The 11,978-nt window shown below is 68.1% G+C and carries 11 protein-coding genes; 9 read left to right on the top strand and 2 right to left on the bottom strand.

The genetic code is table 11. The features are described 5' to 3' along the window. The first annotated feature begins 13 nt into the window (after positions 1-13). Complete coding sequence (locus tag NI2_RS28725) at positions 14-610, top strand: TetR/AcrR family transcriptional regulator (RefSeq protein WP_067497168.1); 597 nt, start codon at positions 14-16, stop codon at positions 608-610. 59 nt (positions 611-669) lie between these two features. After that, a complete protein-coding gene (locus NI2_RS28720) occupies positions 670-1,824 on the top strand; it encodes a DUF5685 family protein (RefSeq protein ID WP_255284048.1) in 1,155 nt (384 codons plus the stop codon). Positions 1,825-1,831: 7 nt separating this feature from the next. On the opposite strand, the gene NI2_RS28715 is transcribed toward NI2_RS28720, so the two are convergent. Continuing rightward, positions 1,832-3,679 carry a VanW family protein gene (locus tag NI2_RS28715; RefSeq protein WP_067497163.1) on the bottom strand — a complete coding sequence of 616 codons (1,848 nt, stop codon included), beginning with the start codon at positions 3,677-3,679 and terminating at the stop codon, positions 1,832-1,834. Positions 3,680-3,985: 306 nt separating this feature from the next. Here NI2_RS28715 and gnd point away from each other — a divergent pair, with 306 nt between their 5' ends. The 4 genes from gnd to NI2_RS28695 all read left to right on the top strand — a co-directional run bounded on the left by gnd (position 3,986) and on the right by NI2_RS28695 (position 7,277). Further along, positions 3,986-5,011, top strand: a complete 1,026-nt coding sequence (gene gnd, locus NI2_RS28710) for a phosphogluconate dehydrogenase (NAD(+)-dependent, decarboxylating) (protein ID WP_067497162.1) — start codon at positions 3,986-3,988, stop codon at positions 5,009-5,011. A 238-nt stretch (positions 5,012-5,249) separates the two neighbouring features. After that, entirely contained in the window at positions 5,250-5,951 is a 702-nt protein-coding gene (locus NI2_RS28705; protein ID WP_067497204.1) for a hypothetical protein, read from the top strand. Then, a complete protein-coding gene (locus NI2_RS28700) occupies positions 5,951-6,934 on the top strand; it encodes an alpha/beta hydrolase (protein ID WP_067497160.1) in 984 nt (327 codons plus the stop codon). The genes NI2_RS28705 and NI2_RS28700 overlap by 1 nt, the downstream gene beginning before the upstream one ends. 112 nt (positions 6,935-7,046) lie before the next feature. After that, on the top strand, positions 7,047-7,277 hold the full coding sequence (locus NI2_RS28695; protein WP_133733877.1) for a hypothetical protein: 231 nt from the start codon (positions 7,047-7,049) through the stop codon (positions 7,275-7,277). 58 nt (positions 7,278-7,335) lie between these two features. On the opposite strand, the gene NI2_RS28690 is transcribed toward NI2_RS28695, so the two are convergent. Further along, on the bottom strand, positions 7,336-8,667 hold the full coding sequence (locus NI2_RS28690) for an acetyl-CoA C-acetyltransferase (RefSeq protein WP_067497154.1): 1,332 nt from the start codon (positions 8,665-8,667) through the stop codon (positions 7,336-7,338). 101 nt (positions 8,668-8,768) lie between these two features. On the opposite strand from NI2_RS28690, the gene NI2_RS28685 reads away from it, so the two are divergent. The 3 genes from NI2_RS28685 to NI2_RS28675 all read left to right on the top strand — a co-directional run bounded on the left by NI2_RS28685 (position 8,769) and on the right by NI2_RS28675 (position 11,941). Further along, complete coding sequence (locus NI2_RS28685) at positions 8,769-10,124, top strand: 3-oxoacyl-ACP reductase (protein ID WP_067497153.1); 1,356 nt, start codon at positions 8,769-8,771, stop codon at positions 10,122-10,124. Continuing rightward, positions 10,124-10,993, top strand: coding sequence for a MaoC/PaaZ C-terminal domain-containing protein (locus NI2_RS28680; protein WP_067497152.1), 870 nt, complete (start codon positions 10,124-10,126; stop codon positions 10,991-10,993). Before NI2_RS28685 ends, NI2_RS28680 begins: the two co-directional genes overlap by 1 nt. 516 nt (positions 10,994-11,509) lie before the next feature. Further along, positions 11,510-11,941: a hypothetical protein gene (locus tag NI2_RS28675; protein WP_067497150.1), complete on the top strand. Its 432-nt coding sequence runs from the start codon at positions 11,510-11,512 to the stop codon at positions 11,939-11,941. Positions 11,942-11,978 lie beyond the last annotated feature (37 nt).

Genomic DNA, 11,978 nt, shown 5'->3' with positions numbered 1-11,978 from the left:
GGTAGGAGAGTGGATGGCAGGCGGGACGAAGCGGCTTCCCCGGGCGGTTCGCGAGCAGCAGATGCTCGATGCCGCCGTCGAGGTATTCGCGCGCAAAGGCTTCCACGACACATCGATGGACGCGATCGCCGCCGAGGCGAAGATCTCCAAACCCATGCTCTACCTGTATTACGGCTCCAAGGACGAGCTTTTCCGCGCGTGCATCCAGCGCGAGGGGCTTCGCCTGATCGAGGCCGTCGCGCCCGCGGGCAACCCCAAACTCAAGCCGCACGAACAGGTGCGAACGGCGCTAGAGGGCTTCCTCGATTTCGTCGACCGCAACCGGCAGTCCTGGCAGGTTCTGTACCGGCAGGCAATCGGCCAGCAAGCATTCGCCGCCGAGATCGAGAACGCCCGCGAGCGCGTCATCGAACTCACCGCGAAGCTGCTGGAATCCAGCGCCAGGCACGCCGAGCCCGGCACCAATTTCGAGGTCGTCGCCGCCGCTGTGATCGGGGCGGGGGAGGCGATCGCCGACCGCGTCGCCGGTGGCCGCATCGAGGTGGCCGAGGCGGTCGACCTGCTCGACGATCTGGCCTGGCGCGGTCTGGCGGGTCGCAAACCCGAGTAGCGGTTGCCCCGGCCGCCGCGACCTGCGATCGTGCTTGTCTGGTAGTTCAGACCGACGGGGTGGCAGTGTTCGGAGTGTTGAAGCCGTGTGCGCACGGTGCGGCGAAGTACGGCATCGATCCGGACCAGTGGCAGGCGCACATGTGCGGGCTGTGTCTCGGCCTGCGCGACGGTCACGGCCAGCTGGCCCGCGCGGCGACCAATACCGACGCGATCGTGCTCAGCGTCCTCACCGAGGCGCAGGCAGGCGCGAGTTCCCGGACGAACGCCGCACCCTGCCCGTTGCGCGGCATGCGCCGGGCGTCGGTGGTCGCGGCCGACGCGCCGGGTGTGCGGCTGGCCGCCACGGCGGCACTCCTGTTGGGCGCCGCCAAGATTCGTGATCACGTCGACGACGGTGACGCGGCAGCGTTCGCACGCCGCCCGATGCGCAAGATCTCCGATTCGTGGGCGACCCATGCGCGACGCCAAGCCGACGCCATCGGGCTCGACGTAGCTCCGCTGCTGACCGCGATCGCCGCACAGCCGGGACTCGAAGCGCGTGCCGCGGAGGGGTGTCTCGACGACCTCACCGGCCCCACCCAGCTGTGCGCGGCCACCCTGTTCGGCCACACCGCGACCCTGGCGGGCAGGCCGGAAAACGTTGCCGCCCTTACGGAAATCGGCCGACACGTCGGCCGCATCGCCCACCTCGCGGACGCGATCGAAGACCTCGAACGCGACCGCGCCCGCGGCCGCTTCAACCCGCTCGACGCGACCAGCACCGACATGCCGCGCGCCTACGAACTGGTCCGTGAGAGCGAGGCGAGTATCCGCCGGGCGGCGGTCGAGGCCGAACTCGACCAGGTGCCGACGGTGCGCTGGGCGCTGCTCGATCCGCTGGCGGCGCTCCTGCGCAACCTCGGCCGCGGGCTCGGGCTCGTCACGGGGCACACCTGTCGCGCCTCGGCGAATCACGAGCCCTACCAGTTCCCTTCCGCACCGGAGCAGAAATCGTCCGGACCCGGCCCACTGAAGGCGATCGGCCAGATCTGCGGCGTCTACTGCACCGGTGCGGCGTGCTGCGTCGACCACAACAGCCCTTGCGACGGCAGGAGAAAGAAGGCCTGGCGCAAGAAGTGCAAGGACTGCTGCGACGCGTGCGAGTGCTGCGGCAACTGCGGCGAGTGCGGCAAATGCTGCGGCGACGGTTGCTGCTGCGACTGCAACTGCTAGGAAAACCTCACTCGCACTTCACGATCGGGATGGGGTCGTACTTCACGGTCCGCGTGTGCCGCGAGATCTGCTGCCCCGTCTTACGATCGGTGATCACCCGGGTATCGGAGATGGTGAATCCGGGCGCGCCCTCGGAGGCGATGCAGTCCTTGCCTTTGGGCAGGGTGATCTCGGTCGGTTCCGTCGGCTTGGACTTCTCGCCCGTGATCGACTCCACGTCAACGGTTTTCGTTCCCCACAGCCGCACCGTGATGTCGGAACCGGTAGCGATGGCCTGGATGAACACACCGTGTTCGGAGTTGTTGCGGAAGGCCAGGTCGATCGCGCCGTCGAACACTGTCGCCTCGCGCGCGGCGGGGTAGCGCGAGATGTAGTAGCTGTGCTCGGTGTGGCCGGCGTCTTCCATGCCCGCGAAGTAGGCGGCGTTGTACAGCGTCGTGGCGAACTGGCTGATGCCGCCGCCGACCGCCGTGCTCGGCCTGCCCTTGTCGATGATCCCGGACTCGACATACCCTTCCGCAGCGGTGCGCGGACCGGTGAAACCGTTGAGCGAGAACGTATCTCCGGGTTTCACGACTGCACCGTTCACCTTGGCGGCCACGGTCCGGATGTTCACCCCGGAGGGTCCGCTGAACCCGCCGGTGGTGAATTCGCCGATGGTTTCGTTGATGCCGAGCTTCTCGGCGGCCTCGGTGGTGAGCTTCGGTTCGATGCGCTGATAGACGGCCTCGAATGTCCGCTCACCCGGCTGGGTGAGCAGCGCGGGCAGCTTCTCCAGCGTCTTGGCCCAGTCGATCTTTTCGCCGACCACGGCCGGTACGACCGTCGGCTTTCCGGCGCCGACGGTGAATGTGGCGTCCTTGGGCTCGATCTCGGTGGTCACCACCTGTGGACCGAGCAGCCCGATCACGGCGTCGTTGTCGATCTGCGGGGCGAGCCCGCCGTTGCCGTCGGGTACGAAATTCAGCACGCTCGCGATCTGTTCGGGCGTCAGGGCCACCCGGGTGTCCTTGGCCGTCAACGTGATCGGCGAGGCGACAGCGGGCGTGGCGATATCGCGCAACGCCGCCTGCACCGCTTCGGTTCGCACCTCGACCGGTGCCGCGACGACGGGCAGGTCGAGCAGACTCACCTCGGCCCAGCGCTCGGTGATGGTGCTGCGCGCGCCGTCGATGTCGAGCACCCGGCCCGGGACCGGCGGCACCGCGACGGGTGCGCCGTTCTCGAAGCGAACGGTGCCTTCCACGGTGGGGTTGTCGTGAGTGCGGAACGTGCTCAGCTGCTGATCGAGCGCCGCGTTGTCAACGGTGCTGGACACGGGGACGTCGCGCGTCCCGAACAGTGAGACCAGTCGACCGACCGGGTTCAGCGGCTGACCGCCGACGGCATCCCAGGTGGCGTCCCAGTCGATGCCGAGACCGGCCGCCGAGGGCACCATGCTGGCCTGCACATCGCCGATGCGCACGGGTAGCGGTTGGTCGGCGCGCGGGCCGAGGACGCTGCGCAGCTTGGCGTCGGCCTCGCCCTGCTCCATCCCGCCGACCTCCACGCCGGCGACGACGACGCCGCGTGGCACCTCGCCCACGTTCAGCGCTAAGTCGGCCAGGTAGGCGGCGGTGCCGACCGCGAACACGGCACCGACGGCGATCCCGATCCGCTTGACCAGCTGCTGGTCGCCCGGCGGGGTCGGCTGAGGCGCCTGTGGGCGGTGGTCACGGGCGATGGTGCTGATGGGCTGGGTGGGCAGGGCGGTGGTGTCGGCATCGAAAGTGCGATTTGCTTCGAGCAGCTTGCGTAGTCCGACCTCGCCCCGCCCTCGGTCCGCCGGTCGTCCGGCGGTCGACTCGCTGGGCACGGAGGTCCTTCCGTTTCATGGGCCCCGTTGGGTTTACCGGGTGCCCGCCAAGGGTAACGGCCCGGCGCGCACTCGGCAGCCCGGCGAAGTGGGGCAGACAGCAGGAAGGCCCCGTGTAGTTGCCGGGTCGGGGGTCTGGCAACTACACGGAGCCGATCTGTTTATCGCGGCCCTCACCGGGGCGTTACAGCCGATTTTCGGTCGATTTCGACCGGGCGCGCGATGCCGCCGGGCAGCTGGGCTCGGTCGCACGCGACAATCAGGGGTGAGACTCGCCACCAGGGACCGGACAACGAGGGAGAACTGATGCAGTTGGGAATGATCGGCCTCGGCCGGATGGGCGCCAATATCGTGCGCCGCATCGTGCGTGACGGGCACAGCGCCGTCGGGCACGAGCGCCACCAGGGCCATATCGACGAGCTGTCCGCCGAGCTCGGCGACAGCTTCCGGGGCAGCACCGACCTGAAGGAATTCGTCGGGATGCTCGACGCGCCGCGGGTGGTGTGGGTGATGATTCCCGCCGGTGCCACCGGCGCCGCGATCGACGAGCTCGCCGACCTGCTCGAGCCGGGCGACACCATCATCGACGGCGGCAACAGCCGCTACCACGAGGACATCAAGCGCTCGAAGGCGCTGGCCCCCAAAGGGATCCACTACCTCGACGTCGGTACCTCGGGCGGCGTCTTCGGTCTGGAACGCGGCTTCTGCCTGATGATCGGCGGCGAGGACGAACAGGTGCGCAGGCTCGAGCCGCTGTTCAAGTCGATCGCGCCCGGCGTCGATGCCGCACCGCGCACCCCCGGCCGCACCGGTGAGCCGACCCCGTCCGAACAGGGCTGGCTGCACTGCGGCCCGGCGGGCGCGGGTCATTTCGTGAAGATGGTGCACAACGGCATCGAGTACGGCGCGATGAGCGCCTACGCCGAGGGCCTGAACATCCTCAAGCACGCCGATATGGGCGCCGATCACGGCGGCGAGCACTCGGCCGAGGAAACCCCGCTCGAGCACCCGGAGTACTACCAGTACAAGCTCGACATCCCGGAGATCACCGAGGTGTGGCGGCGTGGCTCGGTGGTGGCCTCCTGGCTGCTCGACCTCACCGCGGGCGCGCTGTTCGCCGACCCCAACCTCGATTCCTTCAGCGGCCGGGTGTCCGATTCCGGCGAGGGTCGCTGGACCATCGACGCCGCCATCGACACCGCCGTCCCGGTTCCGGTGCTGTCGGCCGCGCTGTTCCAGCGCTTCTCCTCGCGCGGGGAGGCCGAATACGCCGACAAGATGCTCTCGGCCATGCGCAAGGCGTTCGGCGGCCACATCGAGCTGCCGAAGTAGAAGTCCGCACCCGGCCGCCCGCTCACGGGCGGCCGGGCCCGCGTGGGGCACAAACTTCCAGAGATTACCTGGTCAAGCGAGTCTTCGAGAGTAAAACAAGGATGTTCCACAAATATTGGAACACGTTCTTGTTTTCCAGGACAACTGTCCAGTTCCACCGTTACCTTGTCGCCAGAAGGGGAGCACCACTCGATGAGGATTCGCCCCACCCGTCCAGGGTGCGGCTTTGGAGGAAATCATGATCCGGACTTCGCGCACCGCCGCGGGAATCGCCACGACCGCACTGGTCATCGCCTGCGCGGGCGTAGCCCTCGGCTCCGGCGTCGCCGCCGCCGACAGCACCTGCTCGGTTCGTAGTCACGCCGAGAAGCGCGACGCGAGCACCGTCGGCGTCACCCACGTCTACGACAAGATCGCGAGCGCCGAGGAGATCGGCGTGGGCACCACGGTCACCTACAAGGTGGTCGTCGGGACCACCGGCATCGGCAACCCCTACGTCAACACCATCACCGACTTCCCGCCCAGCGGTTTCGGTGCCCCCGTCAAGACCACTGTCACCGCCTATCACGCCATCGGCGGCCAGGTCACCGAGGATGTGACGCCCGAACCGAACGCCGGCGGCTGGAAGGTCACCAGCACCGGCTGGTTCGTGAACTCGGGCAACCCCGTGACCCTCACCATCACCTACCCGGTCCCGTCCTCGTTGCAGCCAGGTCAGCAGGTGACCAGCGGCGGTGTCGGCGTCGCGGGCACGGTGGGCGTGAGCAACGAAATGCCCAACCTCACCGCGTGTTTCACCGCGCGTGGCGCCAATGCGGGCGAGACGGTGATCGGCAGTCTCGGTGAGAACGGCCTCGGGTCCTCCGACGGTCAGCTGAGCTCCACCGGTTCGGCGACCGACATCCTCTCCGACGTGCTGCGCAACCTGATCGGCAGCTGATGTTCGCCCGGCTGTGTTCGATCGTGGCAGCGATCTCGGCGTCGATCGTGCTCACGGTCGGCACGGCCGGGGCCGACGTCTCCCGCCTCGACAGCGTCGAGCGGCCCGGCCAGCGGCAGCAGACGCTGCACGTGTACTCCGCGTCGATGGACCGGGTGATCCCGCTGCGGGTCATCACACCCTTCGACACCAGCGAACCCCGCCCCACCCTGTATCTGCTGAACGGGGCGGGCGGCGGCGAGGACGTGGCGAACTGGTACGACCAGACCGATATCGTCGAATTCTTCGCCGACAAGAACGTCAACGTCGTCACCCCCGCCGAGGGCGCGTTCTCCTACTACACCGACTGGCAGCGTGACGACCCGAAGCTCGGCCGCAACAAATGGCAGACCTTCCTCACCGAGGAACTACCACCGATCATCGATGCCACCTTCGACACCACCGGCGTGAATGCCATTGCGGGCCTGTCCATGTCGGCCACGGCCGCCTTGAACCTGGCCATCGCCGCGCCCGACCGCTACCGTGCAGTCGGCGCTTTCAGCGGTTGCGCCACGGTCGAAGATCCGATGAGCCGCGCGTTCATCGACCTGGTTCTGGCCCGCGCCGGCGCCGATCCGGTGAACATGTGGGGCCCGCCCGACGACCCCGCCTGGCGTGCCAACGACGCCTACCGCAACGCGGATCGACTGCGCGGCAAGACGATCTACCTGTCCAGCGCCTCCGGGCTCCCCGGGCCCGCCGAAACCCTTCCTCCCGGAGCGACTCCCGGCAAAGCCCTCGGCATGGCCAACCAGATCATGCTCGGCGGCACCATCGAAGCGGCGGCCAACTTCTGCACTCAGCGGCTGGCCGCACGCCTGAACGAGTTGAACATCCCCGCGCACACCGTCTTCCGGCCCGCGGGCGCGCACACCTGGCACTACTGGGAGCAGGACTTGCACGCCTCCTGGCCGGTGCTGGCCGCCGCGATCGGCACGGAATAGCCAGTTACACAATCAGTTTCGGCGAGTCAAGCCCCCACAAGTTTCGGAAACGCTCTCGCTGAAACCCCCGATGTGACAGTTAGCTCTGCTCAGTTACCCGAGAGGTTCCCCCATGCACCGTCGAATGATCCGAGTCCTCGTCACCACCGCTGCTGTCGCGGGCATCGCCGCGGGCGCCACCTCCCCGGCCCTCGCCGCCCCCGCCCAGCCCGCGGTCATCGCCGAATCCGGCTCGTCAGGCACCGGTTCCGCCCTCGTCGACTTCCCCCTCGGTTTCATGATGATCCTCATCTGCGGCCCCTGGGCCTCCCCCGAACCCCACCCCAACCCGATCTGCCGCTGATCCGGACACACGAACGGCGGGCAGCTTCCTCGGAAGCCGCCCGCCGTCGTCGTGCGTGCTAGCGCTCGATGATCGCGACGACGCCCTGGCCGCCCGCGGCGCAGATGGAGACCAGCGCGCGGCCGGAACCCTTCTCCGCCAGCATCTTCGCGGTCGAGGCGACGATGCGCCCGCCGGTCGCGGCGAACGGGTGGCCCGCGGCGAGCGAGGAACCGTTCACGTTGAGCTTGCTGCGGTCGATCGAGCCGAGCGCACCGTCGAGGCCGAGGCGCTCCTTGCAGTAGGCGTCGGACTCCCACGCGGCGAGCGTGCACAGCACCACGGAGGCGAAGGCCTCGTGGATCTCGTAGTAGTCGAAGTCCTGCAGCGTCAGGCCGTTGCGGGCCAGCAGACGCGGCACCGCGTAGGTGGGCGCCATCAGCAGGCCGTCGGGGCCGTGGATGTAGTCCACCGAGGCCACCTCGGAGTCCACCAGGTGAGCGAGCACCGGCAGCTTGCGCTCGGCGGCCCACTCGTCGGTCGACAGCAGCACCGCCGACGCGCCGTCGGTGAGCGGGGTGGAGTTGCCCGCGGTCATGGTGGCGTCGCCCAGCTTGGTGCCGAACACCGGCTTCAGCGTGGCCAGCTTCTCGACGGTCGAACCGGGACGCAGGTTGTCGTCGCGGGTCAGCCCGAGGAACGGGGTGATGAGGTCGTCGAAGAAGCCACGGTCGTAGGCGGCGGCCATGTTCTTGTGCGAGAGGTAGGCCAGCTCGTCCTGGGCCTCGCGGGAGACGCCGAATTCCTTGGCGGTGATGGCGGCGTGCTCACCCATCGACAGCCCGGTGCGCGGCTCGGCGTTGCGCGGGATCTCGATGCCGAGCATCGAGGGCCGCAGCTGCCCGACCAGCTTGAGCCGGTCCTTGTTGGTCTTGGCGCGGTTGGCGTTGAGCATCCACTCGCGCATGTCCTCGCTCACGCCGATCGGCGCGTCGGAGGTGGTGTCGGTACCGCCGCCGATGCCCGCCTCGATGCGGCCCATCGCGATCGCGTCGCCGACGGTCGCCACGGCCTGCAGGCCGGTGCCACAGGCGAGCTGCAGGTCGTGTGCGGGGGTGTAGGGCGAGAGCTTGGAGCCGAGCACGCTCTCACGGATCAGGCTGTGCTCGCCGACGCGCTTGAGCACGGCGCCGCCGACGACCATGCCGAGGCGTTCGCCCTGCAGGCCGAAGCGGCTGACCAGCCCGTCGAGGGTGGCGGTGAACATGTCCTGGTTGGACGCGTGCGCGTAGGCCTTGTCGGAGCGCGCGAACGGAATTCGGTTACCGCCAACGATCGCGACCGGGCGCTGCGTCTTCGCGGTTTTGGCGGTACTTGCCTTGGCCGCCGTCGAGCGGGCTTTGCTTGTCACTCGAGTTCTCCATGGTCTCGTCGGGTGATCGGTTGTCATCCAACTTACTCTGGAGTAAGTTCGTTGTCGACACCGTACCCGCGAATGTGAAGGTAGGAACAGTGGCAGCCAAGAGCAAGGGCGCACCCAACCTCTACGGATCCTTCATCCACTCCGCCCCCGGCGCGTTCCTCGCGAGCAAGCTGGGCCTGCCCCAGCCCGCGGAGCTGCGCCGCTACAAGGCAGGCGAGCCCGCGCTTCCGGGCCCGGTGCTGCTCGGCGGCAAGGGTCGCCTCGCCGAGCCGATCCGTGCCCTGCTCACCGATTACACCATCGCCGACTCGCTCGAGTCCGGAACCAAGTACGGCGCGCTGGTCTTCGATGCCACCGGCATCGACTCCATCGAGAAGCTCGAGCAGCTGTTCGAGTTCTTCCAGCCCGCCATGCGCAACATCGCGCCGTCGGGCCGCGTCGTGGTGCTCGGCAGCACGCCGGAGCTGGTCGGCTCGGTCGACGAACAGATCGCTCAGCGCGCGCTCGAGGGCTTCACCCGGTCCGTGGCCAAGGAGCTGCTGCGCGGCGCCACCGCCCAGCTCGTCTACGTGCACCCCGAGGCCGGCTCCTCGGCCACGGGTGTCGAGTCGACCCTGCGCTTCCTGCTCTCGGCCAAGTCGGCCTTCGTCGACGGCCAGGTCATCCGCGTCGGCAAGGCCGAGTCGGTCGCACCCGCCAGCTGGGACAAGCCCCTCGCGGGCAAGGTCGCCGTGGTCACCGGTGCCGCGCGCGGTATCGGCGCCACCATCGCCGAGGTGTTCGCCCGTGACGGCGCCACCGTGATCGTCGCCGACATCCCCGCCGCCGGTGAGGCCCTGTCCGAGACCGCCAACAAGGTCGGCGCCACCGCCCTGGCGCTCGACGTCACCGCGCCCGACGCCGCCGAGCGTCTCGCCGAGTTCGCCACCGAGCGCTTCGGTGGCATCGACATCGTCGTCCACAACGCGGGCATCACCCGCGACAAGCTGCTCGCCAACATGGACGAGGGCCGCTGGAACTCGGTCATCAACGTCAACCTCGCCGCGCCGCACCGCATCACCTCCGGCCTCGTCGCCAAGGGGGTGCTCAAGGAGGGCGGCCGTGTGATCGACGTCTCCTCCATCGCGGGCATCGCGGGTAACCGCGGCCAGACCAACTACGGCGCCTCCAAGGCGGGCGTCATCGGCATGGTCGACGCCGAGGCGCCGCTGCTGTCGGAGAAGGGCATCACCATCAACGCGGTGGCTCCCGGCTTCATCGAAACCGCCATGACCGCCGCCATCCCCGTCGGCACCCGCGAGGCGGGCCGCCTGATGAGCTCGCTGCTGCAGGGCGGTCAGACCGTCGACGTCGCCGAGACCATCGCCTACTTCGCCAGCCCGGCGTCGAACGCGGTGAGCGGCAACGTTGTTCGCGTCTGCGGGCAGAGCCTGATCGGCGCCTGATGACCCAGACCATCACGCTCACCGAGATCCCGGGCAACGGCGCGCTGTACGCGAAGGCGGCCATCGGCGCCGTCCCGCTGCCCGCGCCGCTCTCCGGCCGCAAGCCCGTACTGCCCGACCGCCGGGTCGCCATCGAGGGTGTGCGGGTCGACCCCGACCACCTCGCCGCCTACTGCCACGCCACCGGCCTGCGCTTCGGCGACACCCTGCCGCTCACCTACCCGTTCGTCCTGGCGTTCCCGCTGATGATGGAACTGCTCGTGGCGCGGGACTTCCCGTTCACCGCGGTGGGTTCGGTGCACTTCTCCAACGTCATCGAACGCACCCGTGAGATCTCGGCGGCCGAGCCGCTGGACTTCACCGTGCACACCGAGAACCTGCGTGAGCACCCGAAAGGCCTGCTGGTAGACGCGGTTACGGAGATCCGCGTCGGCCGGGAACTGGTGTGGCGTCAGGTGGCGACCATGCTGCACCAGCAGCGCACCTCGCTGTCCGGCGGTCCGAAGTCCGCACCCCCGCCGGAGGAGGTGCCCCCGCCGCCGCTGCGCGTGCAGCGTGTCGATCAGAAGATCATCAACCGCTACGCCGCCGCCTCGGGCGACCGCAACCCGATCCACGTCTCCGGAATCGGCGCCAAGGCAATGGGTTTCCCCACCACCATCGCCCACGGCATGTGGTCGGCGGCCACCATCCTCGGCACCATCGAGGGCCGGGTCCCCGAAAAGGCCACCTACACGGTCAAATTCGGCAAGCCGATCCTCCTGCCTGCCTCGGTGAACATCTACGCCGAGAAGGCCGATACCGGCTGGGATCTGTCGATGCTGCACCCCAAGAAGGGTTTCCCCCACCTCACCGCCACCGTGCGCTGAGTTCTTCGTTGCCGGAAGGCCGCGTATCCCATTCGGGATATGCGGCCTTTTCCGTTGCGCACGTGGTTATATGACGGGCAACCAGTAGCTATACAGTGTCAATCAAACCGGTTGCGCGACAATCGTTCTGGCTGATCGTTCTGTTACCGGTCCTGCGTGTGACATCAATCATGGTGTACGCCAGGTATTAGCTGGGTAACAAGTTGAGTTCGGCACCGTGCCGAAAGATCGCGAGTACCTCGGGCTTCGGGCCGAATACGCCTCGGAGCCGCAACCGACCGCTTGTACTGCAGTGTTCAACTTTTCCAGCTGGCATCGAGTTCTGGATTCCGAACGATCGTTCTGAAAACCTCGCACCGCTCTCGGATTATCTCCACCTTGACGGCAAATGTTCAGCATTGCCCTGGCAAGTGCCCCGAAAACAAGTGTCTGCGGAACTGTCCGCCCCCCGTGTTAGAAACTTTCCAGTCGGCAACGCAGTCGGCAATCATGCTTAATACCAAGGGGTTTCACTTCATGAAGAAGATCCGCACGCTCGGTTTCGGCATCGCCCTCGCGGCCGGTATCGCCATGTTCGGCACCGGCGTGGCCTCCGCCGCCGAAGAGCCCGCAACCGGCTCCTCCGAAAGCCTGGCCGCCATCGTCGAGGCCCTGTCGTCCGGTTCGGCTGCTGCGGAGGACCCGACCGATCCGGCCACCGACATCGCTGAGGAGCCGGGCGACACCGAGGCGCCGACCACCGGTTCCGCCGAGAACCTTGCAAACTTCCTCGAGGCGCTGGTCGCCGGTTCGAGTGCCCCCGAGCCGGACACCGAGACCGACGCCGCCGCGATCGCCGAGGAGCCGGAGACCGGTTCGTCCGACGCCCTCGCCGCCATCCTCGAGGGCCTGACCTCCGGCTCCGCCGGTGAGGAAGAGGCGACCGACCCGGGCACCACCACCCCCTGATTCACCCACACCCGCGGCATCTCACAGCTCGCGCGCG

The organism is Nocardia ignorata NBRC 108230, assembly GCF_001612905.1.
In the GTDB taxonomy this organism is placed as follows: domain Bacteria; phylum Actinomycetota; class Actinomycetes; order Mycobacteriales; family Mycobacteriaceae; genus Nocardia; species Nocardia ignorata.
This window is presented reverse-complemented; position numbering and strand designations above follow the sequence as displayed.